Consider the following 25,293-nt stretch of genomic DNA (forward strand, 5'->3'; position numbering starts at 1 on the left):
AATTGACTGTTTGACACGATAACAAGGGCAGAAAACGCGAAAACGATAGTAAATAGACAGCCCCCACTTCCGTGTCGCCCCGGTCGTAACTGCGGCGACAGATCGCCTATACTCTGCTGGCGCGATGCCTGAGCAGGTGATCTGCCAATACCAGAGCCAGCTGGGCTTCGGCAATCGGCACGGCACGAATACCTACACAGGGATCATGGCGTCCCTTGGTTATAATCTCGGTTTCATCGCCGTGGATATCCACAGTCGGCCTCGGCTTCAGAATCGATGAGGTCGGTTTGAGAGCCATGCGCGCACGTACGGTATCTCCATTGGAAATGCCGCCGAGAATGCCGCCGGCATGATTGCTGGTAAATCCGTTGGCACGCATCGCATCGCCAAATTGCGAGCCACGGGCTTCAATACAGGCAAAACCGTCACCGATCTCCACAGCCTTGACGGCCGGAATATTCATCAGTGATTTGGCAATATCGGCATCCAGCCGGTCGAATACCGGCTCACCAAGACCCGGAATCATGCCATGCGCTTCCACCGTTACCGCAGCACCAATCGAATCGCCCTCTTTACGCAGACCATCCATGAACGTAGCCATGGCGGCAGCCGCTTCGGCATCCGGACAGAAGAACGGATTGTTGGCGATTTCGTTCACATCGAATCGGGCAGGATCGGCCCTCACCGGCCCGATCTGATCAACCCAGCCGATCACGCTGATGCCGCTTTCGGCCAGCAGTTTCTTCGCTACGGCACCGGCCGCCACACGCATCGCTGTTTCACGCGCGGAAGAGCGACCGCCGCCGCGGTAATCGCGTCGGCCATATTTCTCATAATAGGTGAAATCGGCGTGGCCGGGGCGGAACTTGTCCATGATGTCGGAGTAGTCCTTGCTGCGCTGATCGGTATTGCGGATCAACAGCCCGATCGGGCAACCGGTAGTCACCCCTTCAAACACACCGGAGAGGATCTCTACTTCATCCGATTCGCGTCGCTGGGTCGTGTATTTCGACTGACCGGGCTTGCGCCGGTCCAGATCCGGCTGAATATCGGCCTCGCTTAACGGGAGCCCGGCCGGACAGCCGTCGACAATAGCCACCAGTGCCGCGCCGTGCGATTCACCTGCTGTTGTAACGCGGAATATCTGACCGCTGCTTGAACCTGACACCGTTTATTCCGGAAAGCCCGGATCACCGGCCCCGACATGGAACCCGGCATCGACATAATGCAACTCGCCGCTAACGCCGGAAGACATATCCGAGAGCAGGTAAACACAAGTATTACCCACCTCATCCTGAGTGACATTGCGTCCCAGCATCGAACCTCTGGCGCTCTTCTCCATCAACTTGCGGAAATCACCGACGGCAGAGGCTGCCAGTGTACGAATCGGCCCGGCTGACACGGAGTTCACGCGAATACCGTCCTTGCCGAGATCCTGAGCCAGATAGCGGGTCGAGGCTTCCAGCGCAGCCTTGGCTACCCCCATGACATTGTAACCGGGAACCGCACGCTCAGCACCCAGATAACTCATGGTGATCATGCTGCCACCGGCTTTCATCATCGGCGCGGCACGCTGGGCACAGGCAATAAATGAGTAGGCTGAAACATCCAGCGCCAGGTGAAAATCTTCACGTGTTGTGGTCACAAAACGATTCTGCAACGCGTCCTTGTTCGCATAGGCTATCGAATGCACGATAAAGTCCAGTTCGCCCCACTGCTCTTTCACCTGTGTAAAAAATGCATCGATACTGGCTTCATCAGAGACATTCATCGGCGCAATAATCTCTGCCCCCACACTCTCGGCCAGCGGACGAACCCGCTTCTCCATCTGCTCACCAAGGAAGTTAAACCCAAGGATTGCACCTTCGCGCTTTGCCGCCTGAGCAACGCCCCAGGCTATCGATTTATTGTTGGCCACACCGAGGATCAGACCTTTTTTACCGTCAAGAATTCCCACTGCATACTCCCAGTATTCATTATAATTGCTGCAAAGAATAAATTATTGCTGCAAAGAATATCAGCCGCGCTGCAAAAGCGCACCTAAATGCCGTTTCAGATCCCGTCTGCGCCAGGATGCCCCTGCCCCGTAAGCCTGCATTTCCCACTGATGCACAAACTGCGACCAGCGCTCGGGGCTAATGCCATCCGGCACCGGCAACGTCCTGAGCGGCTGATGCGGCAGGCGACACACGCCCCGCTGTTTCAGCCAGCGATCAAGCAGCGGCCAGAGCCTGCCATGCTCTAGTAGGGCAAGCTGCAGCCGTTTCAGAGCGCCACGATAACAGATCCATATCAGCGAAACAGCAAGCGTCCCCCCCAGCAACCAGGGCACCAACCTCTTGAGCCACTGCCATAATTGATCGACCAGCCCCAGCCTGTCGACGGCGCTAAATTCCAGCACATAACGATACCATGACAATTTTGCCATCTCCCATAGCTGATCAGCTGCAGGGAAACGCAGGTAGGAGAGCTGCCAGCGTGCCGACGGCGTGGCATCCATACGCTGCCACTGCCCGTCCAGCCAGACCTCAGCCCAACTGTGCGCATGCAGTTGCCTGAGTAACAGGAAACCACCGGCGTCATTCCATTCTCCCCTATAGTAGCCATTTATCACCCGTGACGGCAGGCCCAACTCACGCGCCGCCAGCGCTAGCGTTGTTGCATACAACTCACAGTGGCCGCGCTTGTTCTGCAGGAAAGAGAGCAACGGATGGGCGCTATCAACCGTCGCATTCAGATCATAGCGCCAGCTCTTCAACTCGGCAGCGATGCGAGCCAGCCTGTCAGCGGCAGCTCCAGTTCCACCCACGCGCTGCACCCACTGTTTTAATTGTACCGGGATATGGGAGGTATCGCTCTCCAGCCGCCGCGGCGGCCGCATCGGCAGGCTCCGGGTGTGCGACTTTCCTATATCCATCAATAATCGCAATCGGCGTTGAGGCGCCCTGACAAAGGTAATGGCACCGGTATCATCAACGCGCACGCTCTCCGGCAAATCCTTAAGCTCCAGCAAACCATCCGGCCAGAGGATATAACCGTGATCACTGGCCTCCCGGTACACCGCGACAGAGATGCCGTCGCCCGCTGAGAGTTTGATATCGCCCGCCTGCTGGCGGAATCGGATTCCTCCGCCCTTCTGCCAACCTTTGCCGGTAAATTGTGACAGGGTCGCGCCCCGCCAGTAGCGGTTCGCAATCAGACGCCGAAACTGCTTCTGTGTATGCAGACTGTGCCCTGCAGCCTCAATGCGCATGACCACACGCGTATCCAGCTTGCGGGCAAAATCGCCGAGCTGCACCGAGTCGGAAAAGCCGCTGGTCTCCATGCGCGGCTGCATGGGTGACATCAGGCTGTGAAACTCAAAACGGGGCATGGCCACAAACAGTGCTACAGCAAGTGCAACAACCAGCAGCACCGCAGGAATATCCTGCCTGGCCGGTGCAGCAGGCAGATCACCGCCCGGCCAACCCAGCCCATAGAGGCAGGCTGAAGCTCGCCAGAGAAACCACGCCATTGCCAGCAGAGGCAGCGCATAAAACATTGTATCGGTCAGTACCGCAGCCGCGAGCAGCAGGAACAGCCCCACCAGCATACGATGCAGATGATTACGCGCAGTTGCGGCCTCCACCACAACAGCAAAAGCCAGAATCAGCATAAAATCGGTAAAGGCAATCACCAGCGCACGGCCGAGCAGTACTTCCACAACTACCCAGATAAACCCGGCCCAACCGACCAGACTGGCCTGCATCTCGGTAAGAGCGAGCGACGGCCCCCGCCATAACCTGAGCAGCGCCGCACACACAGGCAGGCTCCAGTAGAGCGGATTGACAAAATCAGACAGGGCCAGCGAAACGACACCGCACAGCAGCACGGCCAGCGTCAGCCGCTCTACACGCAGCTCCCGCAACTCGGTTACACCGCGGGCCACCTTAGTCCGCCTCGACCAGACTCAACAGCAGACCATCACTGCCGGCAGGCGGCTGTTGTGCGGGTGTTGCACCGGCAATCGTTCTTAATGCCAACTGATACTGCGCCGCATCAGCCAGATCAAAATAATCCTCGCCGATGATCAGCTCAGCCGGTTGCCCGCTGCCCGGTATATCGCATTCTCCTCCATGCTGTTTGACCCAGAACCACACCTGTCCGATCAACTGCTCGAAAGCACTTACCTGCATGCCGGGTGGCAGGCGCAGATCCACGCGCAGGCGCGCTTTGACCTGCCTCTCATCTGCCGCAGAAAATCGTTTAACCGCCCATGAAAGCGGCTCGCCCTGCGCCCTGCGCCAGTGAATGCGGCTGGGGCTATCGCCCGCCACATAGGCGCGCAAATCGTGCCACTCGTCACCGGAGAAACCGCCTGCCTCATCACCGCTGCCATCTGCCTGCAACCAGGCAACGGGAACAGGCAACACCAACACTTCGATGGCAACCGATCGCCTGCAGCCGAGCACAAATAGCCCCAGCGGTGCAGCGCTGCTCAGTAACATCTCCCGAGCAACAAACAGGCCGCGCCGATCCGGTCTCAATCTGGCATCCCAGCGCAGTTCATGACCGTGACAACGGGCACTCAGGTGCAGCAGCTCGCCACCGACAGCGCAAGTCACCGCCACCACGCCGGAACATACAACAGGAGTCGGAAGCGGGATGGTTTGATGCAGCACCCTTGTTTCGCCGGCCTGCAGCACAGGCAGCACCGGCATTGGTAGCCGGCGCAACAAATTCGCCCCCTGCAGCAGGGCTGCCAGCATCAACGACAACAGCATCGCGCCGCACAGGTAGAGCAGGTTATTGCCCGAATAGAATGCCGCCGCCCATATACCCGACAAGCCGGCAACAAAGATGATGCCCGGACGCGTAAAACCCAGCCGCCAGCGCGGTGTAAGCGGCAGATGCATACGCACAACCCTGTCGAGCAAACCCAGCAGCCATGCCGGCAGCTTCAGATCGGCCGGATCATACGCCATGAAATCCGCCCGCTTGCAGAAATCCTGTCTGCAAACGCTCAGACATCAGGCCGGCACAGGCACATGATCCAGTAGCGCCAACAGCGTTTGCTCCACATCACCGGCGGCACTCACGCGGTGGGCCAGACAGGGTAACCAGACGGCCTGCACATCGGCAGCCGTGACATAATCCGCACCGTCGAGCCATGCGTGTGCACGCGCGGCCTGCAACAGGTCACGACCTGCCCGTGGTGATATACCATGCTGTAACCACTCGCCGTTGCGACTGATCGCCAGCAACTCCAACACATAATCGAGCAGCAGGTCACTCACCGTCATTGAGGCCAGTTGTGCCCGCACAGCCAACACATCCTCCCATGTCGCCACCGGCTTCAAGCCCGGCAGCCGGGCCTGTCCAACTGCGCCCAGTAACACCTCGCGTTCGGCCAGCCGATCCGGGTAACCGATAGAAATACGCATAAAAAAGCGATCCAGTTGCGATTCCGGTAGTGGAAACGTGCCCCTGTGTTCACTCGGGTTCTGCGTGGCAATGACAAAAAACGGCTCCGGCAGCCGCCTTGTCTCCCGCTCAATACTGACCTGCCCTTCCGCCATCGCTTCAAGCAATGCCGACTGTGCCTTGGGCGTTGCGCGATTAATTTCATCTGCCAGCACAATATGGTGAAAAATCACACCCGGGTGAAAGACAAAGTGCCTCTCCGCCGGATCAAAAATCTCCACCCCGACAATATCGGCAGGCAACATATCGGCAGTAAACTGGATACGCCCGAAGGAGCTGTCGAGACTCGATGCCAGCGCATGTGCCAGTGTCGTTTTACCCACGCCGGGCACATCCTCAACTAACAGGTGGCCACCGGAGAGCAGCGTTATCATCAGCTGCCTGATAGCGGTCTCCTTGCCGGCCAGAATGCCGGCCAGTTGCTCTCTGAGCTCATCCATCACCTGATATGCATGATTCATCCTCTTGCCTCCACACGACCCGACTCGATTGCTTCCATTTCAGCATCGGAAAAACCAAAGTGGTGGCCGATTTCATGAATCAGCACATCCGCAATACAATCTCCGATACACTCACCCGTTTGCCTGCACATCGATAAAATCGGTTCCCGATACAAACGAATCATCTCAGGCAGGCTACCAGCTGCGCCACTCTCCCGTACGGTCAACGGCACCCCTTCGTAGAGCCCGAGCAGATCATAGGCGGAGCTCAGCTGCATTTTGCGTAGCACTTCGCTATCAGCATAATCCTCCACTACAATCACCACATTCTCCATGGCAAGCAAAAACGGCTCCGGCAGTGTATTGAGCGCCTCCTGAGCCAGACTTTGAAATTGATCAGTATCCATGTTGGTCGATCCTGTTTTTATATTCGGATCAGGGACTGCATGCCCGACCTGAAATCCGGATATTTCAGCTCCGTCAGTAATTCACGATGCAGTAACCGGTTTGAAATCCGTTTGTTATCACGGAAAAAATCGAGCATGGCCGGCGACAACTGCGCCTCACCCTCGGCTTCAGTCAGAATCTCCGGTAGTGGCGTACCAATCATCCGCGCCACCTCGCACACGTAATCGGCATGCGGCAACGGCATGTCATCAGCCAGATTGACGATACGCCCGTCTCCGGGAGACCGCATCGCACTGATCACGGCTGCAACGATATCATCGACATGAATGCGGCTGGAGTAATGCGCTGGGTTCCACCTCACGGCCTTGTAACCGCCCGCTTTCAGTCGCCCGAGAATATTGCGTTCCGGCCCGTAAATGCCGGCAAGCCTGAATACCTCGGCAGGCAAACCTGAACTCAGCCAGGCCTGTTCAGCACGCAACCGCTCAAGCCCTCGCGCACTGCCCGGCCGACACACAAACGACTCATCCACCCATGCGCCGCCGGCATCACCATATACGCCGGTGGTAGAGAGATAGCCCGCCCAGCGAACACCTGTCAAACGGCCGGCCAGCTCCGGCAACCAGAGAGGCTGCCCTGCACGCATGCCCGATTCATCCCGCTCCAGTGGAATGGAATCCAGCACCAGATCCATGGAAGCCAACAGCGCCTCCGGCAACGCCAGAGGCGAGGCAGCTACAACAGCCTCCATCCCCTGAGCGCTCAGCGCTGCTTCACGCCGCTCATCACGCGTTGTTCCGATCACCCGCATGCCCAGACTCAGGCATGCGGCGGCCACCCGTTCTCCGACATAGCCGCAACCGAGAATCAGTATGCTCTCTGTATCTCTGCTCATCGCTTTAGACTAGCCGGCATGGCAAAAACAGCAATCCGGGTTACCTGACTTGCGCTATAATACGTGCCGGCACGTTCATCTTCCTGCTGATCTGAAGGCGTGATGAATGGCATGACACAGATAAAATACGGGTATAGCATGTACGCAGATTCACTGCATATGAGGCACACACCATGAAAATCACTTCAGGCATCAAAAAAACCGTTGCAACAATTGACGAGCATCACACAGTACTGGAAGCCGCCAAGCTGATGACGGAGAACTACATCGGCTCAGTGGTCATCACCAGCCACTCCCGCATTGTCGGTATATTCACCGAACGCGAGTTGATGATGCGGGTCGTCGGCAAGGATCGGAATCCCGACACAGTCAAGATCAAGGATGTAATGCACACCGATCACCTGAAGATAAGCTCTGATGCCAGCTGCGAAGAGGCGCTGCACATCATGGAGACAAAACGATGTCGCCACTTGCTGGTGTTCGATGGTGATGAGTTTATCGGGCTGATCTCGCTGCGGGATATTATTGTACTGACCCTGCAGGAGAAGGATGACCTGATCACCCAGCTCGAGGGATATATCGCCGCCACCTAGGGCCCCTCTACACTGCTATTCATCTGTTTTTAACCGGCATTGCAACAGTATCTGTAGATTACCTTTTTCCGTCATGGATGATGGTCGAAGTTAATGAACGTACAGGAGTGCGCCTGTCGATTAATGCCGCAAAGGTTTAACAAATATGCAACACACACATCACATAACTTTTTTTACCGTGGCTCCGGAGCATCGGCATGCATGAAATGTCCTTGTGCGAAGGCGTGGTGCAGTTGATCGAAGATCAGGCCGCGATGCAGCAGTTCACCCGGGTGAAAACCGTCTGGCTGGAAATCGGGGCACTGGCCGGCGTTGAAACTGAGGCCATGCATTTTAGCTTTGATGCCGTTGCCAAAGGCACGCTGGCCGATGGCGCCCGATTGGAAATTATCGATATTGCGGGCCGGGCCATCTGCCCCGCCTGCGAGCGTCAGGTAGAGTTGTTCGCACGTTTTGACGGCTGCCCTGAATGCGGTCACTACCCGCTGGAGTTGATTGCCGGAGATGAAATGCGGATCAAGGAACTGGAGGTTCAATAATGTGCACGACATGCGGTTGCGCTGAGGGCGATACAAAAATCGAGGGCCATACCCATGAACACGGTCATGACCATCATCACCACCACCATCATGACCATGCAGAGCACGGGCACAACGCCTCGCATGCGCCGGGGCTGAGTCACTCCCGCATCCTGCGTATCGAGCAGGATATTCTGAGCAAGAACAATGCATATGCAGCAGAGAACAGACGTCAGTTCAGTCGCCGCGGCATGCTGGTACTGAATCTGGTATCCAGCCCCGGTTCCGGCAAGACCACCCTGCTCACCCGCACGCTGACCGATCTGAAAGATGATTTGCCTATGGCCGTGATCGAGGGTGACCAGCAGACCCTGCTCGATGCCGAGCGCATCCGCGCCACCGGCGCCAGCGCAATCCAGATCAACACCGGCAAAGGGTGCCATCTGGATGCCCACATGGTCGGCCATGCACTGGAGGGTTTGCAAACCGAGGATAAGAGCGTGCTGTTTATCGAAAACGTCGGCAACCTGGTCTGCCCCGCCTCATTCGATCTTGGTGAAGCGCACAAGGTGGTCATTCTTTCTGTCACCGAAGGCGAGGATAAGCCGCTTAAATATCCCGATATGTTCCATGCGGCAGACCTGATGCTGCTCAACAAAACAGATCTGCTTCCACACCTGCAGTTCGATGTGGATCAGTGTATTGCATATGCACAACGGGTTAATCCCGGCATCAAGGTGCTACAGCTCTCCGCAACAACAGGCGAGGGTATGGCACAGTGGTACCAGTGGCTGCAGGCAACGCGCGCTGTCACGCTGATCGGCAATACTGAAACAGCAGTTGGGGCATAAAACCTATGTGTCTTGCAGTTCCGGCCAGGGTCGAATCCCTTAATCCCGCCGCATCAACGGCCATGATCGATCTCGACGGCATCCGCAAGGAGGTCTCCACGCAGCTACTCGATGAGGTCGCTGTAGGCGACTACGTACTGGTGCATGTCGGCTTCGCTCTTGAGCGCATTGATGCCGTGGAAGCGGCAAAAACGCTGGCCCTGTTTGCTGAATTGCGCGCTCAGGATGCAGAGGGATGAAATACGTCGATGAGTTTCGGAATGGTGATACAGCCAGCGCGCTGGCCCGACTTATCCGGGCAGAGGTAAAGCCCGGGAGAAACTACCGCCTGATGGAGTTTTGCGGCGGCCATACCCATGCGATCTTCCGCTTCGGCGTGAATGACCTGATGCCTGAAAATGTCCGTTTCATTCACGGCCCCGGCTGCCCTGTTTGTGTACTGCCGGCCGGCCGTATTGAGTCGGCAATCAGACTGGCCGAAGAGGAGCGTGTAATTCTCTGCACCTATGCCGATCTGATGCGCGTGCCGGCAGGCAGCCGCGACAGCCTGCACAAGGCAAAAGCACGCGGTGCCGATATCCGCATGATCTACTCGGCCACCGATGTGCTCGCCATCGCACAGGCCAACCCCGAACGTCAGGTGGTCTTTTTTGCCATCGGTTTTGAAACCACCACGCCGCCGACTGCAGCCGTGCTGAAAATAGCCAAAGCAATGCAACTGAATAACTTCACCGTATTCTGCAATCATGTCCAAACACCGCCTGCGATGATGCATATCCTCTCTGCGGGCGAAGCCGGGATCGACGGCATCCTGGGGCCCTCGCATGTTAGTGCAATTATCGGCAGCCGCGCATATGCCGACTGCTGCGATAAATACCGGGTACCGCTGGTGATTGCCGGTTTTGAACCGGTCGATGTCATCCAATCGGTACTGATGCTGGTGCGACAGATCAATGCCGGAGAGGCAGAAGTGGAGAACCAGTATACCCGCGCAGTCAGCCAAACCGGCAATCAAAAGGCACAGGCGCTGATGCAAGAAGTGTTTGAGCAGCGTCCGATGTTTGAATGGCGCGGACTGGGCTCACTGCCTGAGAGCGCCGTGCAAATCAGAAGCGAATACGCAGCCTTTGATGCCGAGAAACGATTTAACATGAAAGAGATTGCCACCGCCGATATCAAAGGGTGCATCTGCCCGGCCGTCCTGCGCGGCGTCAACAATCCGGATGAGTGCAAACTCTTCGGCACCGCCTGCACCCCCGAAGATCCGAAGGGAGCCTGCATGGTCTCCTCCGAAGGGGCGTGCGCCGCCTACTACAGCTACGGCAGATACCGTGAAACAACGGGCACAACATGAGCAGACTGGATATTAAACACGGCATCATTGAGATGGGTCACGGCAGCGGCGGCAGGGCATCCGCCACGCTGATCGAGGAGCTGTTTATCCGTCACTTCGATAACAGCCTGCTGAGTCAGGGTAACGATCAGGCGGCCTTTAACGTGCCTGCCGGACGCATGGTGATCAGCACCGATGCCCATGTCATTACGCCCCTCTTCTTCCCCGGCGGCGATATCGGATCGCTTTCGGTACACGGCACCATCAATGATGTAGCCATGAGCGGCGCTTCTCCCCTCTATCTCGCCGCCAGCTTTATCATCGAAGAGGGTTTTCCGCTCGCAGATCTCGAAGCCATTGTCATCAGCATGGCCCGCGCCAGTAAAGCCGCCGGTGTGCCGGTTGTCACCGGTGATACCAAGGTGGTTGAGCGGGGCAAGGGTGACGGCGTGTTTATTACCACGACCGGCATCGGCATCGTGCCCGCCGATGTTGATATTTCAGGGGATCGAGCCAGAGCGGGCGATCTGATCATTGTTAGCGGCTCAATTGGTGATCACGGCATTGCCATCCTCTCCAGCCGCGAAGGGCTCGAGTTCGGCACCGCCATGGAATCCGATTCCGCCGCCCTGCATACGCTGGTGGCGGCGATGGTTGCAGACGTACCCGGCATACGCTGCCTGCGCGATCCGACCCGCGGAGGGCTGGCCACCACACTCAATGAGCTGGCCCGCCAATCCGGCGTGGGCATGCGTATCAAGGAGACGGCGATCCCGGTCAAGGCCGAGGTCAAAGGCGCGTGCGAGCTGCTGGGGCTTGATCCACTCTATATCGCCAACGAGGGCAAGCTGGTCTGCATCGTGGCTCCCGAAGATGCAGAGCGCTTGCTCACTATCATGCAAAAACATCCGCTGGCGCAAAACGCCGCCATCATCGGCACGGTTTGTACGGATGCACAACAGATGGTGGTGATGGCGACCGCCTTCGGCGGCAAACGCGTTGTCGACTGGCTGGCCGGCGAACAGCTGCCGAGAATCTGTTGATATGGGGTCGCCCTTGACGATAAGCGTTGCACTACCTGCAGGTTTTGAGGCGGCAGCAGAGACGCTGGCACTGGGCGGAGAACTCAAAAGCAGCATCTGTCTGATTCGCCATGGCACGGCCGGGCTGAGCGTGGCGATCGGTGATCTGGAGCAGGAAGATATCTACCGCCACTTCCTTGCATCGGCAGAGAGTGTTCTGACCGCCTGCAAAGCGGAGCAGATCGCGATTGACCGCCATCCCGATTATCTGTCGACAAAATACGGGCAGCAACTGGCTGACGAATTGAGCCTGCCTCTGCAGCAGGTTCAGCACCACCACGCCCATATCGCCGCAGTCATGGCCGACAACAATCTGCCGCTGGATTGCAAATCGGTGCTCGGCATCGCGCTGGATGGCCTGGGTTTTGGCGAGGACGGTACCATCTGGGGCGGCGAATTCCTGCTGGCCGATTACCGTGGCTTTCAAAGAGTCGGCCGCTTCCAGCCTGTTGCCATGCCGGGCGGAGCTGCCGCCATTCATGAGCCGTGGCGCAATACGCTGGCCCACCTGTTACCACTGTGGGATACGGTGAGCACAACATTTTCCGACACCGATATCATCCGCTTCCTGAACAACAAGCCGGTGGCCATGATGCACTCCATGCTGGCATCGGGACTGAATGCGCCGCTCGCCTCCTCCTGCGGCCGTCTGTTTGATGCCGTAGCTGCCGCAGTCGGCCTCTATCGCGACAGGGTCGACTGTGAGGCACAGGCGGCAATTGCGCTGGAGCAGGCTGCAAGCACATGCTTTGACCGTGAGACTGCTCGCTACAACTATCAGACAAGCGACGAAAACGGCTGCCTGCAACTAAACTGGCGGCCGATGTGGCTGGAGCTGCTGGGCGACATACAGAACGGAACCGATACCGGTGTGATCGCGGCACGCTTCCACCGCACCATCATCGATGCCCTGCATGTCACAGCCGTGTCACTGTGCCGCACACACCGGGTCGATACCATTGCCCTCTCCGGCGGTGTGTTCCAGAACCGGCTGATCAGCACCCACCTGCCACAAGCACTGCAACAGGATGGCCTTAGTGTGCTACAACATCATCAGGTTCCCGCCCACGACGGTGGCATCTGCCTCGGTCAGGCGGTTGTTGCTGCGGCAATCCGGTTAAAGGAGAAGGTCGCATGATCGAGGTTCTGCTGATGGGTTTCCTGCTCGGCATGCGCCACGCCATGGAGTCAGACCATGTTGCGGCCGTGGCTTCACTGGTGACAAAATCGCCGTCGATGCGCGAATCCATTCGCCTGGGCTCTGTCTGGGGGATGGGCCATACGCTCACACTGTTTGCCTTCGGCTCGGCAGTGATGTTACTCGACCAGATGATTCCCGAACACATGGCCCTGATGCTTGAATTTACTGTCGGCATCATGCTGGTCGCACTCGGTATTGATGTGATGCGGCGTTTTATACAGGAGCGCATGCATATCCATGTCCACCGCCATGCCGACGGCTCACGTCATATCCATTTTCATAGCCATGCCGATAAAGCCCTGCATGCAGACAACTCCCATGAGCACCTCCATGCCGGGCGTTTTCCGATGCGGGCCTTGCTGGTCGGCATTATGCACGGCATGGCCGGCTCCGCCGCGTTGATCGTCCTGACACTGCAATCCGTCCACTCCTTCGCCACAGGCATGATCTATATCGCCCTGTTCGGTGCGGGCTCTATTGCCGGCATGGCAGCTCTGTCGGCGGTCATCATGTTACCGCTGCAACAGTCGGCTAACCGCTTCTCCGCACTGCACCACTACCTGCAACTGGGCATCGGAAGTGCAACGCTATGTCTTGGCATCAGCATCATGTATGACATCGCCAAAAGCAGTCAGTTTATATGACCCGAAAACCTCTTCACATAAAAAGAAAAGTGCTTATTACACCTTTTTATTATGGTTATACTGTTATACAATGTCGCAGCACTATAGGAGTCTTCCATGGACACAAATAACGGGTCGGACACGAAGCCCGGCTCCCTGACCAGGCAAAACGATCACCTGCTGCACCGTTTGTACGATTTGCAGCAACAATTTCACCATATCCCTCAGCAATCCATTATCAATCTGGCAACGGAACTGAAGCTGCCGATCAGCCAGATCGAAGGTGTCGTTGATTTTTATTCATTCTTTCACCGCTCGCCGCGCGGGCGCTACGACATCCTGTTCAGCAACTGCACCAGCTGCGGTGATCTGGCCATGATGCAGCAGTTATGCGAAAAGCTGAATGTCTCCCCCGGCAACACACGTGCGGATGGCTCGGTCAGCATTGATGCCACCTCCTGCATCGGCATGTGCGATCAGGGGCCTGCACTGCTGGTCAACGGTCGCACGATAACGCAGCTGAGCGCACAGCGGCTTGAGATGATTGCCAGCCATGTAGAGGCCGCCACCCCACTCGATCAGTGGCCGGCCGAATGGTTCCGCGTGCAGGATAATGTGCGCAAGAACGGCCTGTTACTGGGCACCGCCTTCGATACAGGTAGCGCATTGTCCGCCGCCATTAACATGGAGCCGGAAGCCCTGCTGGCAGAGATCACCAAATCTGGTCTGCGCGGTCGTGGCGGTGCAGGCTTCGGCACCGGCATGAAATGGAAGTTCTGTCGTGAGGCAAAAGGTGATGCCCATTATGTCATCTGTAATGCCGATGAGGGCGAGCCCGGCACATTCAAGGATCGTATTCTGCTGACCAGCCATGCCCATGCAGTATTCGAGGGCATGACCCTGTGCGGCTATGTCATCGGCGCACAAAAGGGGTATCTCTACCTGCGTGCTGAATATCGTTACCTGTTGCCTGAACTGTACGCCGTACTGAGCAGGCGGCAGCAGGCCGGCCTGCTGGGAGCAGGCATTCTCGGCCAGACGGGATTCGACTTCGACATCGACATTATTGTCGGCGCCGGCGCCTATATCTGTGGTGAGGAATCATCACTGATTGAATCGATGGAGCAGAAGCGCGGCATTCCGCGTGTGCGTCCACCCTTTCCGGTCACCAGCGGCTTTCTCGGCCAGCCTACAGTCGTCAACAATGTTGAAACACTGGCTGCGGCCGCACAGATCGCTATCCATGGCAGTGAATGGTTCAACACCCAGGGTTCTGACAAGTCCGACGGCACCAAAATCCTCAGTGTCAGCGGAGATTGCACCACACCCGGCATATATGAATATCCATTCGGCGTCAGCATCCAGAAGATTCTTGATGACTGCGGTGCCGAAAATGTACAGGCCATCCAGGTCGGCGGACCATCCGGCACACTGATCGGCCCGGATGAGTTCGAGCGCAAACTGGGTTTCGAGGATCTGGCGACAGGCGGCTCCTTCATGATTTTCGGGGCAGAGCGCGACCTGCTCGCCGTGATCAGCAATTTTGCCCACTTCTTTGCGCACGAAAGCTGCGGTTTCTGCACCCCGTGTCGGGTGGGCACATCGTTGCTGAAAAACGGGCTGGACAAGATCGTCAGCGGTCACGGCACGCGCTATGACATGGATGAGATGTACCGTATGGCGACACTGGTCAAACGCCGCTCGCACTGCGGCCTGGGACAGACTGCAGCCAACCCTGTTCTCGATGCACTACAGCGTTTTCCGAAGCTGTTCGAAGAGCGACTGCTGCACAGTGAATATGCACCACACTTTGATCTGGATGCATCGCTCGAAGAGGCGCGCCGGATCACACATCGGGATGACGCGGAGGCACATCTGTCATGAGTGAACCAACCAACAAAACCATCACCATCGACGGGCGCGAAATTCCTTTCGAAGAGGGACAGACGATTATGGATGCGGCACTGGCTGCCGATATCTATATCCCTCACCTCTGCCATCGTCCGGGGCTTTCGCCACATGGCAGCTGCAAGCTCTGCACGGTTGAAGTCAACGGACGCAGCGCCTCTGCCTGCACACTGCCTGCCTCATCCGGTCAGGAGATCAGCAACAACACCGACGCTCTGAATGAGGTCCGCAAAACCATCACCCAGATGCTGTTTGTCGAAGGCAATCATTTTTGCCCCTCCTGCGAGAAAACAGGTAACTGCACACTGCAGGCCGTGGCTTATCATCTGGATATGCTCGACGGTCATTTCCCGCAGTTTTACCCGCGCCGCGAGGTGGATGCATCGCATCCCGGCATTATGCTCGACCGTGACCGCTGTATTCTGTGTGAGCTGTGCGTGCGCGCCAGCCGCGAGGTCGATGGCAAGGATGTTTTCGCCATCACCGGACGCGGTACTGACGCCCGTCTGATCGTCAACTCGGAATCGGGAAAACTCGTCGACACTAATATCACCACCGACGATCTGGCAGCGCATATATGCCCGGTAGGCGCTATTCTGATCAAGGAAGAGGGCTACGAGGTGCCGATCGGGCGCCGCACATTTGATCTGCACATGGTTGGAGAGCCCGGTCTTGAACCGGTCATTCTACGTAAAGGACAGCATTCCGATGAGCACTAAAATCCGCGTCGCCACAACTTCACTGGCAGGCTGCTTCGGCTGCCACATGTCCCTCCTCGATATCGACGAGCGCATTGTTGAACTGCTCGATCATGTCGAGTTCAACCGCTCCCCCATCACCGATATCAAGCACTGTGGCCCGTGCGATATCGGCCTGATTGAGGGCGGTTTGTGCAATGCCGATAATGTGCATGTGCTCAAGGAGTTCCGCGAGAACTGCAAAATCATCATCGCCGTCGGGGCATGCGCTATCAATGGCGGCGTGCCGGCCATGCGTAATCACTTTACACTCAAAGAGTGTCTGGAAGAGGCTTATCTGGATGGCATCGGCGTGGAAAACCCGATGATACCGAATGATGTCGAGCTGCCGCTGCTGCTTTCCAAGGTACATCCCCTCCACGAAGTCGTGCATGTCGACTATTACCTCCCGGGCTGTCCGCCACCGGCCGACGCCTTCATGAAGGTGTTGACCGACCTGCTCGAAGGCAAGGAGCCCAGCCTGCCGAAAGAGATTCTGCACTATGACTGATGCTTTTACTGCGGAGGATGCAGGGGAACCAAACAGAGTATTTCCCCACGTATCTGTTCTCATACATGCTGTGACGCCGCCCCGCTTTAGATTTGAAGGAGAAAATGATGAGTGAACAAATGCGCCGCATAGCCATCGACCCGGTTACACGCGTCGAAGGTCACGGAAAAATAACCCTGCTGATGGACGCCGAAAATCGTGTGCATGAAGCCCGCCTGCATATTGTCGAGTTCCGCGGCTTTGAGAAGTTCATTCAGGGGCGCCCCTACGGCGAGGTGCCGACATTCGTACAACGGTTGTGCGGCATCTGCCCGGTCAGCCATCATCTGGCGGCGGCCAAGGCTGTCGATCAACTGGTCGGCGTGGATGCATTGACACCAACCAGCCTGAAGTTGCGACAACTGCTGCACTTCGGCCAGACACTGCAGTCACATGCGCTGCACTTCTTTCACCTCTCCTCGCCCGACCTGCTGTTCGGCTTCGGCAGCGATGTCGCACAGCGCAATATTGTCGGTGTCATCGAAAAACATCCGGAGTTGGCACTTAAAGGGGTGAAACTGCGCAAATACGGTCAGCAGATCATCGCTGCAATTTCAGGCAAGCGCGTACACGGCTCGGCTGCCGTTCCCGGCGGCATGAACAAATCACTGAGCAGGGAAGAGCGTAATGTGCTGCTTGCCGGTATTGCCGATATCAAGCAATGGGCTCAGGAGGCGGTAGCTCTGAATGAGCAGGTCCACATGTCACACCCGGAGAACCACAGTTTCGGCGCACTGAACACCCACTTTCTCGGCATGATCTCACCCAAGGGAGAACTGGAGATCTATCACGGCGGCCTGCGTGCCAGAGACCCGGACGGCGGTACACTCTTTGATCAGTTCGACTATCGCGGTTATCAGGAGATTATCCGCGAGGAGGTGCGCCCGTGGAGTTATATGAAGTTTCCCTACTTCACAGCACTCGGCAAGGAGAACGGCTGGTATCGCGTGGGGCCGCTGGCGCGCGTCAACAACTGCGATGTTATCAGCACACCGCTGGCAGAAGAGGCCAGACAGCGCTTCCGGGCCTTTGCCGATGGCGGCTTTGTACAGGATACGCTGGCCTATCACTGGGCACGCATGATTGAGACGCTCTACTGCGCTGAATCGATCGAACTGCTGCTCAATGATGAGGATATCTCCGGCAATGATCTGGTGGTAACCGGAGAAAAACGCAGCGAAGGTATCGGCGTCATCGAAGCGCCGCGCGGCACCCTGTTCCATCATTACAAGATTGATGAGCAGGGTCTGATCGAGAAGGCCAACCTGATTGTTTCGACAACCAGCAATAACCAGGCGATGAACGAGTCGGTACGCTCGGTAGCCAATGAATATCTGGACGGCAATGAGATCACCGAAGGACTGCTCAATCATCTGGAAGTGGCTGTACGTGCCTATGATCCATGCCTGTCATGTGCCACGCATGCACTCGGCAAGATGCCGCTGCAGGTGGAGCTGATCGATGCGGACGGTGCCGTGGTCGACTGCCTGACCAAGGGCGTTAACGGCAGCATCGAACGCGCCTGAGCCGTATGAATCCTGTTCTCGTATTCGGTTACGGTAATCCGGGCCGCGGCGATGATGGCGCAGGACCTGCGCTAATCGAGCGGCTCGAAACGCTGGCGCTGCCGGAAGTGGCATGTTTCACCGATATGCAGTTGCAGGTCGAGCACATCGTGGACATGGCCGGGCGGGAGCTGATCCTGTTCGTTGATGCCGATGCCTCCTGCGACGGGCAACTCCACTTCTCGGAGATCTCCGAAGAGAAGGACGGCAGCTACACCAGCCACGCAATGAGTCCGCACGCGCTGCTGCATGCCTACCGGCAGGTATACCACAGCCACCCACCGCCAGCGTTTCTGCTCCGCATTCGCGGCTATCAGTTCGAACTGGGCGAGTCTCTCGGCAACAGAGCCTCCGCCAATCTTGATGAAGCGATCGCATTCACGCGCATGCTCTGTAACACGCCGGAGATTTCCCGCTGGCGCTCATTTGCCATAGCCGACGACGACTAAGCGCACCGCCACTCCACATCAACAGCGTGGCTTGCCGCTGCAATCGTGAAAACAGGCCCGTGTTCATCCGGCTGCTTTAGCCTATAATGCCAAAACAGGTTGCGGCTTCAGCTTTCGCGGCACAGGCGAGGATCACGCAGATGCGATTTGTTACAGAACGATTGATCACAACATGGCGAGCACCATGCCTCCGGCAGTTACAGAACCGGCAGGCCGGCAGCTGATTCGGAATGGCACCGGTTAACTGGCACAACCTGACCCCGGATGAGGCGCTGCAGCAGTTGCACTCATCTGCTGCGGGGTTGACTGCCACCGAAGCGCAAAAACGTCTGGCCGATTATGGGCCGAACACGTTGCCGGAAGCAAAACGACGGACGCTACCCGCCATCGTGCTTGCGCAGTTTTCCAACGTTATGATTATCGTGCTGCTTGCCGCAGCACTGCTCTCCGGCTTCATCGGCGAGCCGCAGGATACAATTGCCATCATCGTGATTATATTGCTCAATGCCATTGTCGGCACAGTGCAGGAGTTGCGGGCTGAGCGCGCCATATCCACGCTGCGCGAGATGGCGGCACCCGACGCACGCCTGCTTCGCGATGGCAAAGTGATCACCCTGCCGGCAGCCGGCCTGGTACCGGGCGATGTCGTGCTGCTTGAGGCAGGCAATATCGTGCCTGCCGACCTGCGCCTGCTGCAGAGCGAGGCGATGCAGCTGGATGAATCCGCCCTGACCGGCGAATCCATACCTGTGCACAAGCAACATACGGCGCTGGGCAAAGCCGCCCATACACCGGCCGATCGTCACAATATGGTATTCAAAAGCAGCCTGATGACGCGCGGGCGCGGTCAGGGCGTCGTAGTAGCTACAGGCTCGGATACGGAAATCGGTCGCATTGCCGGGCTGTTGCGTGATGAAACCGGCGTCATGACCCCGCTGCAGATCCGCCTGGACCGTTTCAGCCGACATCTTGCTCTGGCCATACTGGCCATCTGTGCACTGGTATTCGTGGTCGGCTTACTGCGGGGAGAGGATGTCGTACTGATGTTTCTGACTGCAATCAGTCTGGCCGTTGCCGCTATTCCCGAGGCTCTGCCGGCCGTCGTCACCATCTCTCTGGCACTGGGGGCGCGCAAGCTCATCCGCCATCAGGCGCTGGTGCGCAATCTGCCGGCGGTGGAGACGCTCGGCTCAGTGACCTATATCTGCACCGATAAAACCGGCACCCTGACACAGAATCATATGAGCGTGGACCTGGTCGTTACCGCAACAACACAATACAACACCCTGCAGGCAGCATCTGCCGACTCGCAATGGCGCGCGCTCGGGCAGGCAATGGCACTCAATAACGATGTGGCGGAAAAAGACGGGGCTCCGGCAGGCGAGCCGACCGAGCTGGCCCTGTTTGAAGCCGCGCTGAAAGCCGGCTATGACAGAGAGTCGCTGGAAAAGGCTATGCCGCGACTGGGCATTATCGCCTTTGACAGCACGCGCAAGCAGATGGCAACACTGCACCGCACGCGCTCAGGCGTTGTCGCCTATATCAAGGGCGCCCCCGAGCGAGTGCTGGCCCAGTGCAGCAACAACAACGGTTTTGATGCCGGCGAGATGCTTGCCACGGCGGAGAAGCTGGCACGTGAAGGCTACCGGGTACTCGCCTTTGCCACACGCGAGTTCTCCGCACTACCTGACCCCGTCACCTCCGAAGCAGTTGAGCAGCAGTTAACCTTTCTGGCCTTGGTCGCCCTGATTGATCCACCCCGCCCGGAAGTGGAGCAGGCGGTAGCCGATTGCCTGACGGCCGGCATTACACCGGTGATGATTACCGGCGATCACCCGGCCACAGCCATGACCATTGCCCGACGCATGGGCATTACCGATGACCGGCATGCACTAATCACTGGTGATGCACTGGCAAAGCTAAGTGATGAGAAGTTTGCCCGCATCGTCGAGTCCATCCGTGTTTATGCGCGCGTCACGCCGGAGCAAAAGCTGCGCATCGTCAAGGCGCTGCAGGTTAACGGCGAGTTTGTTGCCATGACCGGCGACGGGGTCAACGATGCGCCGGCACTCAAGCGAGCGGGTATCGGTGTATCCATGGGCAAACATGGCACCGATGTGGCGCGCGAAGCCTCGGATATGGTGCTGCTTGATGACAACTTCGCCACCATCGTGACCGCCGTAAAATCCGGTCGCCATATCTTCGATAACATTCGCAAGTTCATCAAGGACACGATGAGTTCAAACTCCGGTGAAATCTGGACGCTGTTTCTGGCCCCTTTCTTCGGCCTGCCAATCCCGCTGCTGCCGATTCACATCCTGTGGATCAACCTGGTCACCGACGGTTTACCGGGGCTGGCATTTACAGCGGAGCCTGCCGAACAAGGGATCATGCAGCGCTCGCCGCGCCCGCCGAAAGAGAACATCTTCGCCCACGGCATGTGGCAACATATTATCTGGGTCGGCCTGTTTGTCGGCGGTATCTCAATTGCCTCGCAGGCGTGGGCCATCTCACGAGGCGCAGAATACTGGCAGACCGTCGTCTTCACCGTATTGACCGTATCACAGCTGTTTCACTCACTCTCCGTACGCAGCGAAACCCGCTCGCTGTTCAGCATCGGTCTGTTCAGCAACCTGCCGATGCTCGGTGCAGTGCTGCTGACACTGATCTTACAACTGGCCGTGATCTACCTGCCGGCACTCAACAGCATATTCCACACCCAGCCGCTACCACTGTTCGATCTGGCCGTCTGCATGATTCTGTCATCACTGGTACTGGTCTTCGTTGAATTCGAGAAGTGGCTGATCCGCCGCGGTGTAATTTACAAGGAGGGCTAGGCCCATGACAACCTTGGACTGGCAAAAAGAGCGGAGATATATCAGGCGGTCAAAGCACATCTGGAGGCGTGCATCAGGTTGGAAATAAATGTTTCAGCCTCTTCCGGCATATAGGTCACACTGACATGCACAATGATCGGATTAACCGAACTGTTACGCACCACCTTCACATACAGCTTGGCCTCATTGGGCAGAATCAGTTTCAAACTGCTCAGGGTTGAGCAATCCTGATCCAGCTGCATCTCGAATGCAGAGCTGTTCAATTGCAATATTTTCCCATCAAATGTTTCGCGGGAAAACTTGCCTTCAAGGGGAGAAACAAGAACCGGCAATGGGGCAATGGTAACCAGCGGCTCCGAGCTCTTTTCGGCCAGCAACAGCGGTTGATCACCATAGACGCCGCCGACATCAAAAATCGTCATTTCATGGCTGACACCTTTCGGCAACACCCTGATTTCGTCATCGATCCGCAACTGTTCACGGCAGGCATTGCGTGTTGTCTCCGAGATCAGAATTTGTCCGCCGACCGTATAGGACTCGATGCGCGAAGTGATATTGACCAACATCCCGACCACGCCATATTTACTTCTGATACTTGAGCCTATATTGCCGACAATGGCAAAACCGGTGTTGATTCCTATCCCCATTTTTACCCGGGGATATCCGGCCTCCTCATAGCGCAGGTTCACTTGCCTCATAGCCAGCTGCATCTCAACGGCACAGCGAACAGCCCGCATGGCATCATCGTCGCGTTGAACCGGCGCGCCAAAGAAGGCCAGAATCGCATCACCGATAAATTCATTGATGGTGCCCATATAGCGCTGGATAACCTCGGTCATCACGCCCAGATAGATATTGACCATGTCCACGATCGATTCTGCAGGCAGCCGCTCCGACAATGAGGTGAAGCCCCGAAGGTCCGCCATCAGTACAGTGACCTCGCGCTTCTCTCCGCCCAACTTCAAGCCGTCGGGCGTATCGACTAAATTATCGACCACCTCTTCAGAAAGGTAGCGACCGAATGTCTTACGAATAAAATGATAGGCCAGGTGCAGTTTTCTGTTGGCCCGGCAGAGATCCAGCTGATTCTTGATACGTGCATGCATAATAGCCGGTGAAACCGAGCGGCTGACATAATCAGCAGCACCAGCATCAAAGCCGACCAGTTCATCATCGCCTGTATCTTTTGCCGTCACAAAAATTACCGGGATATCCGCAGTCAAAGCATTTGCCTTCAGGCGTCGGCACACATCATAACCATTCTCGCCCGGCATCATGATATCCAGCAAAATGAGGTCCGGCCGGTTTGACGAAAGCGCAAGTGCCATGGCCTCTTCCCCATCGCCTGCAAGCATCACCTCATATCTTGATTGAAGCAGTGCTTGCATAACTTTGAGGTTAACAGGTGCATCGTCTACAACCAGAATGGTTTCCCGCTGATCGCCTGTAGTTAAAGGCACAACTGTGTCCTCCGTGAAAATGAGCCGGATATTACACAGATATGTTTTGAGTATGGTGATCGTTATCACATATAGCGTAAGCACCGCTCTCACCCGTTACGCCCTGATTTACTGGGATGGTGATTGCCACAGTTAACTTCGCGCCTGAATAAGGTCACTCTAACCGGGTAGAAAACTCAACCTTCAAGACCCGCCCCCCGTCAGCCCTCCAATTAAGCGGCGGTATGTCTGTTCCCTACCAGCCACGGCATGACTGCAAAGATGATAAGCATCATGACATAGACAGCACCTGCAACAGGGTCACGAGCCTCCAAATACTCTCTGATGCTCAGTCCCCGTAGCCCTAGCACCACTGAGAACTCTACGGTAAGCAAAAGTAACAATGCAATTAAACCTGAATATAAATAATCCATTACGCGTAATGCCCTGAAGCGACGAGTGACAAAGCGAGCCGCGACGTAAATGGCAGCAAGCATCAACGGGGCCTCCATGAGCTCGGCAGCACGTTCGCCAAACTGAGGCACAATCCAGGTGACGCGAATAACGCCAAGAATGAAGCCAACAGCAAACACAAGGCTGAAATACACGGCACCCCGAATCACGATAAAATCATACACCGCCTTAACATAAATGCATATAAGGAGCTTCGTTTGTCGTAACAAAACCTGAAGTTCTCTTCTTATTCTCAAGAGAGTATGCCTGTAAGCGGAACAGGGTCAAACAGGAGCAAGCAGCTGTATTCCCGCTGCGCGATAGTGTTTATTCATTCTAAATTTCGAGCATAAAAAAACCGCCAGGAGCAAGCGGCGCTGTCCCGCCGCGCGATAGTATTTTTATAAACAAACGCGCCTACAACTCTTGAATTTCGAGCATAAAAAAAGCCCCAGCAAGCGGCGGCAGATCCGCCGCGCGATAGCTATATTTTCGGCATAAAAAAAGCCCCATCGGAGATTACTCTCGACGATGGGGCTTTGTGATAAATTCCTGGCATTGACCTACTCTCCCGTAACGAACGCTACAGTACCATTGGCGCAAAAGAGCTTAGCTTCTGAGTTCGGGATGGGATCAGGCGTTTCCTCTTTGCTATGAACACCAGGAAACTGGTGGGCTGAACCCATTAAGGTCCAACCATAGCTGGTTATTTTGTGATAATTCAAACACTCAATGTCTTAACGTTGCATGGTTAAGCCGCACGGGCAATTAGTACTGGTCAGCTCCATGCATTGCTGCACTTCCACACCCAGCCTATCAACGTGGTAGTCTTCCACGGCCCTTCAGGGAGCTTAAAGCTCCGGGAGAATTTATCTTGAGGCCGGCTTCCCGCTTAGATGCCTTCAGCGGTTATCCGTTCCAAACGTAGCTACCCTGCAATGCTCTTGGCAGAACAACAGGAACACCAGAGGTTTGTCCATCCCGGTCCTCTCGTACTAAGGACAGATCCTCTCAATTCTCCAACGCCCACGGTAGATAGGGACCGAACTGTCTCACGACGTTCTAAACCCAGCTCACGTACCACTTTAATCGGCGAACAGCCGAACCCTTGGGACCTGCTCCAGCCCCAGGATGTGATGAGCCGACATCGAGGTGCCAAACTCCCCCGTCGATATGAACTCTTGGGGGGAATCAGCCTGTTATCCCCGGCGTACCTTTTATCCGTTGAGCGATGGCCCTTCCACTCGGAACCACCGGATCACTAGAACCGACTTTCGTCCCTGCTCGACTTGTCAGTCTCGCAGTCAGTCTCACTTATACTCTTGCGCTCAATGGTTGATTTCCGACCAACCTGAGTGAAACTTCGCGCGCCTCCGTTACTCTTTAGGAGGCGACCGCCCCAGTCAAACTACCCACCAGACAATGTCCCAAACCCGGATAACGGGCCTTGGTTAGAACCCAAGCATATTCAGGGTGGTATCTCAAGGGTGGCTCCATGGTAACTGGCGTCACCATATCAAAGCCTCCCACCTATCCTGCACAAAATATACCTAGATCCAATGTCAAGCTGTAGTAAAGGTGCACGGGGTCTTTCCGTCTAGCCGCGGGAACGCAGCATCTTCACTGCGAGTTCAATTTCGCTGAGTCTCTGGTTGAGACAGTGGGGAAGTCGTTACGCCATTCGTGCAGGTCGGAACTTACCCGACAAGGAATTTCGCTACCTTAGGACCGTTATAGTTACGGCCGCCGTTTACTGGGGCTTCGATTCAGAGCTTCGCTTGCGCTAACCCCACCTCTTAACCTTCCAGCACCGGGCAGGCGTCACACCCTATACATCGCCTTACGGCTTAGCAGAGTGCTGTGTTTTTAGTAAACAGTCGCTACCCCCTGGTCACTGCAACCCCCTTCTGCTCCACGAGCAAGTCGCTTCACATAAAAAGGGCACCCC

The 25,293-nt window shown here is 56.5% G+C and carries 23 protein-coding genes and 2 rRNA genes (1 of these 25 only partly in view); 14 read left to right on the forward strand and 11 right to left on the reverse strand.

Features of this window, described 5'->3' with window-relative positions; all coding sequences use genetic code 11:
* Positions 1-106: 106 nt before the first annotated feature.
* From aroC to SPV1_RS02015, 7 genes are read right to left on the reverse strand one after another with little or no spacing between them, the layout of a single operon-like run.
* Positions 107-1,168, reverse strand: coding sequence for a chorismate synthase (gene aroC, locus SPV1_RS01985; protein ID WP_009849417.1), 1,062 nt, complete (start codon positions 1,166-1,168; stop codon positions 107-109).
* A 3-nt stretch (positions 1,169-1,171) separates the two neighbouring features.
* Complete coding sequence (locus SPV1_RS01990) at positions 1,172-1,957, reverse strand: enoyl-ACP reductase FabI (RefSeq protein ID WP_009849418.1); 786 nt, start codon at positions 1,955-1,957, stop codon at positions 1,172-1,174.
* A gap of 60 nt (positions 1,958-2,017) precedes the next feature.
* Positions 2,018-3,928, reverse strand: a complete 1,911-nt coding sequence (locus tag SPV1_RS01995; protein ID WP_009849419.1) for a DUF3488 and transglutaminase-like domain-containing protein — start codon at positions 3,926-3,928, stop codon at positions 2,018-2,020.
* 1 nt (position 3,929) lies between these two features.
* On the reverse strand, positions 3,930-4,964 hold the full coding sequence (locus tag SPV1_RS02000) for a DUF58 domain-containing protein (protein ID WP_009849420.1): 1,035 nt from the start codon (positions 4,962-4,964) through the stop codon (positions 3,930-3,932).
* 45 nt (positions 4,965-5,009) lie between these two features.
* Entirely contained in the window at positions 5,010-5,924 is a 915-nt protein-coding gene (locus tag SPV1_RS02005; protein WP_009849421.1) for an AAA family ATPase, read from the reverse strand.
* On the reverse strand, positions 5,921-6,310 hold the full coding sequence (locus tag SPV1_RS02010) for a metallopeptidase family protein (protein ID WP_009849422.1): 390 nt from the start codon (positions 6,308-6,310) through the stop codon (positions 5,921-5,923). The genes SPV1_RS02005 and SPV1_RS02010 overlap by 4 nt, the downstream gene beginning before the upstream one ends.
* Before the next feature lie 17 nt (positions 6,311-6,327).
* A complete protein-coding gene (locus SPV1_RS02015; RefSeq protein ID WP_009849423.1) occupies positions 6,328-7,206 on the reverse strand; it encodes an SDR family oxidoreductase in 879 nt (292 codons plus the stop codon).
* Between the two features lie 173 nt (positions 7,207-7,379).
* Here SPV1_RS02015 and SPV1_RS02020 point away from each other — a divergent pair, with 173 nt between their 5' ends.
* From SPV1_RS02020 to SPV1_RS02085, 14 genes are all read left to right on the forward strand, one after another.
* Positions 7,380-7,799 (forward strand): CBS domain-containing protein, encoded by a 420-nt coding sequence (locus SPV1_RS02020; RefSeq protein ID WP_009849424.1) that lies wholly within the window; start codon positions 7,380-7,382, stop codon positions 7,797-7,799.
* 197 nt (positions 7,800-7,996) lie between these two features.
* Positions 7,997-8,338, forward strand: a complete 342-nt coding sequence (gene hypA / locus SPV1_RS02025) for a hydrogenase maturation nickel metallochaperone HypA (protein WP_009849425.1) — start codon at positions 7,997-7,999, stop codon at positions 8,336-8,338.
* Positions 8,338-9,168 (forward strand): hydrogenase nickel incorporation protein HypB, encoded by an 831-nt coding sequence (gene hypB / locus SPV1_RS02030; protein ID WP_009849426.1) that lies wholly within the window; start codon positions 8,338-8,340, stop codon positions 9,166-9,168. Before hypA ends, hypB begins: the two co-directional genes overlap by 1 nt.
* A 5-nt stretch (positions 9,169-9,173) precedes the next feature.
* Positions 9,174-9,407 (forward strand): HypC/HybG/HupF family hydrogenase formation chaperone, encoded by a 234-nt coding sequence (locus tag SPV1_RS02035; RefSeq protein WP_009849427.1) that lies wholly within the window; start codon positions 9,174-9,176, stop codon positions 9,405-9,407.
* Complete coding sequence (gene hypD / locus SPV1_RS02040; protein ID WP_009849428.1) at positions 9,404-10,522, forward strand: hydrogenase formation protein HypD; 1,119 nt, start codon at positions 9,404-9,406, stop codon at positions 10,520-10,522. Before SPV1_RS02035 ends, hypD begins: the two co-directional genes overlap by 4 nt.
* A complete protein-coding gene (gene hypE, locus SPV1_RS02045; RefSeq protein ID WP_009849429.1) occupies positions 10,519-11,544 on the forward strand; it encodes a hydrogenase expression/formation protein HypE in 1,026 nt (341 codons plus the stop codon). Before hypD ends, hypE begins: the two co-directional genes overlap by 4 nt.
* 1 nt (position 11,545) lies before the next feature.
* Positions 11,546-12,721 (forward strand): Kae1-like domain-containing protein, encoded by a 1,176-nt coding sequence (locus tag SPV1_RS02050; RefSeq protein WP_009849430.1) that lies wholly within the window; start codon positions 11,546-11,548, stop codon positions 12,719-12,721.
* Entirely contained in the window at positions 12,718-13,428 is a 711-nt protein-coding gene (locus SPV1_RS02055) for an urease accessory protein (protein WP_009849431.1), read from the forward strand. The genes SPV1_RS02050 and SPV1_RS02055 overlap by 4 nt, the downstream gene beginning before the upstream one ends.
* Positions 13,429-13,524: 96 nt before the next feature.
* Positions 13,525-15,291 (forward strand): NAD(P)H-dependent oxidoreductase subunit E, encoded by a 1,767-nt coding sequence (locus SPV1_RS02060; protein ID WP_009849432.1) that lies wholly within the window; start codon positions 13,525-13,527, stop codon positions 15,289-15,291.
* A complete protein-coding gene (locus SPV1_RS02065) occupies positions 15,288-16,034 on the forward strand; it encodes a 2Fe-2S iron-sulfur cluster-binding protein (protein WP_009849433.1) in 747 nt (248 codons plus the stop codon). The genes SPV1_RS02060 and SPV1_RS02065 overlap by 4 nt, the downstream gene beginning before the upstream one ends.
* On the forward strand, positions 16,024-16,563 hold the full coding sequence (locus tag SPV1_RS02070; RefSeq protein WP_018294372.1) for an NADH-quinone oxidoreductase subunit B family protein: 540 nt from the start codon (positions 16,024-16,026) through the stop codon (positions 16,561-16,563). Before SPV1_RS02065 ends, SPV1_RS02070 begins: the two co-directional genes overlap by 11 nt.
* Positions 16,564-16,667: 104 nt before the next feature.
* On the forward strand, positions 16,668-18,128 hold the full coding sequence (locus SPV1_RS02075; RefSeq protein ID WP_009849435.1) for a Ni/Fe hydrogenase subunit alpha: 1,461 nt from the start codon (positions 16,668-16,670) through the stop codon (positions 18,126-18,128).
* A 5-nt stretch (positions 18,129-18,133) separates the two neighbouring features.
* Positions 18,134-18,616, forward strand: coding sequence for a hydrogenase maturation protease (locus SPV1_RS02080; RefSeq protein WP_009849436.1), 483 nt, complete (start codon positions 18,134-18,136; stop codon positions 18,614-18,616).
* A gap of 230 nt (positions 18,617-18,846) precedes the next feature.
* Entirely contained in the window at positions 18,847-21,453 is a 2,607-nt protein-coding gene (locus SPV1_RS02085) for a cation-translocating P-type ATPase (RefSeq protein ID WP_009849437.1), read from the forward strand.
* 41 nt (positions 21,454-21,494) lie between these two features.
* Here the strand turns inward: SPV1_RS02085 and SPV1_RS02090 are convergent, their stop codons facing one another.
* The 4 genes from SPV1_RS02090 to SPV1_RS02105 all read right to left on the reverse strand — a co-directional run.
* Complete coding sequence (locus SPV1_RS02090; protein WP_040881613.1) at positions 21,495-22,913, reverse strand: adenylate/guanylate cyclase domain-containing protein; 1,419 nt, start codon at positions 22,911-22,913, stop codon at positions 21,495-21,497.
* Positions 22,914-23,125: 212 nt separating this feature from the next.
* Positions 23,126-23,530, reverse strand: coding sequence for a hypothetical protein (locus SPV1_RS02095; protein WP_231288246.1), 405 nt, complete (start codon positions 23,528-23,530; stop codon positions 23,126-23,128).
* Between the two features lie 365 nt (positions 23,531-23,895).
* Positions 23,896-24,010: ribosomal RNA gene (gene rrf / locus SPV1_RS02100) — 5S ribosomal RNA — on the reverse strand.
* An 82-nt stretch (positions 24,011-24,092) separates the two neighbouring features.
* Positions 24,093-25,293: ribosomal RNA gene (locus SPV1_RS02105) — 23S ribosomal RNA — on the reverse strand; it runs 1,746 nt beyond the window's last position.

The organism is Mariprofundus ferrooxydans PV-1 (assembly GCF_000153765.1).
In the GTDB taxonomy this organism is placed as follows: Bacteria; Pseudomonadota; Zetaproteobacteria; order Mariprofundales; family Mariprofundaceae; genus Mariprofundus; species Mariprofundus ferrooxydans.

What these genes read in the sequence shown, in the direction of transcription:
- SPV1_RS02000 (WP_009849420.1), bottom strand. Translation starts at nt 4,964, where the DNA reads ATGGCGTATGATCCGGCCGATCTGAAGCTGCCGGCATGGCTGCTGGGT.
- SPV1_RS02005 (WP_009849421.1), bottom strand. Translation starts at nt 5,924, where the DNA reads ATGAATCATGCATATCAGGTGATGGATGAGCTCAGAGAGCAACTGGCC.
- SPV1_RS02010 (WP_009849422.1), bottom strand. Translation starts at nt 6,310, where the DNA reads ATGGATACTGATCAATTTCAAAGTCTGGCTCAGGAGGCGCTCAATACA.
- SPV1_RS02015 (WP_009849423.1), bottom strand. Translation starts at nt 7,206, where the DNA reads ATGAGCAGAGATACAGAGAGCATACTGATTCTCGGTTGCGGCTATGTC.
- SPV1_RS02020 (WP_009849424.1), top strand. Translation starts at nt 7,380, where the DNA reads ATGAAAATCACTTCAGGCATCAAAAAAACCGTTGCAACAATTGACGAG.
- hypA (WP_009849425.1), top strand. Translation starts at nt 7,997, where the DNA reads ATGCATGAAATGTCCTTGTGCGAAGGCGTGGTGCAGTTGATCGAAGAT.
- hypB (WP_009849426.1), top strand. Translation starts at nt 8,338, where the DNA reads ATGTGCACGACATGCGGTTGCGCTGAGGGCGATACAAAAATCGAGGGC.
- SPV1_RS02035 (WP_009849427.1), top strand. Translation starts at nt 9,174, where the DNA reads ATGTGTCTTGCAGTTCCGGCCAGGGTCGAATCCCTTAATCCCGCCGCA.
- hypD (WP_009849428.1), top strand. Translation starts at nt 9,404, where the DNA reads ATGAAATACGTCGATGAGTTTCGGAATGGTGATACAGCCAGCGCGCTG.
- hypE (WP_009849429.1), top strand. Translation starts at nt 10,519, where the DNA reads ATGAGCAGACTGGATATTAAACACGGCATCATTGAGATGGGTCACGGC.
- SPV1_RS02050 (WP_009849430.1), top strand. Translation starts at nt 11,546, where the DNA reads ATGGGGTCGCCCTTGACGATAAGCGTTGCACTACCTGCAGGTTTTGAG.
- SPV1_RS02055 (WP_009849431.1), top strand. Translation starts at nt 12,718, where the DNA reads ATGATCGAGGTTCTGCTGATGGGTTTCCTGCTCGGCATGCGCCACGCC.
- SPV1_RS02060 (WP_009849432.1), top strand. Translation starts at nt 13,525, where the DNA reads ATGGACACAAATAACGGGTCGGACACGAAGCCCGGCTCCCTGACCAGG.
- SPV1_RS02065 (WP_009849433.1), top strand. Translation starts at nt 15,288, where the DNA reads ATGAGTGAACCAACCAACAAAACCATCACCATCGACGGGCGCGAAATT.
- SPV1_RS02070 (WP_018294372.1), top strand. Translation starts at nt 16,024, where the DNA reads ATGAGCACTAAAATCCGCGTCGCCACAACTTCACTGGCAGGCTGCTTC.
- SPV1_RS02075 (WP_009849435.1), top strand. Translation starts at nt 16,668, where the DNA reads ATGATGAGTGAACAAATGCGCCGCATAGCCATCGACCCGGTTACACGC.
- SPV1_RS02080 (WP_009849436.1), top strand. Translation starts at nt 18,134, where the DNA reads ATGAATCCTGTTCTCGTATTCGGTTACGGTAATCCGGGCCGCGGCGAT.
- SPV1_RS02085 (WP_009849437.1), top strand. Translation starts at nt 18,847, where the DNA reads ATGGCACCGGTTAACTGGCACAACCTGACCCCGGATGAGGCGCTGCAG.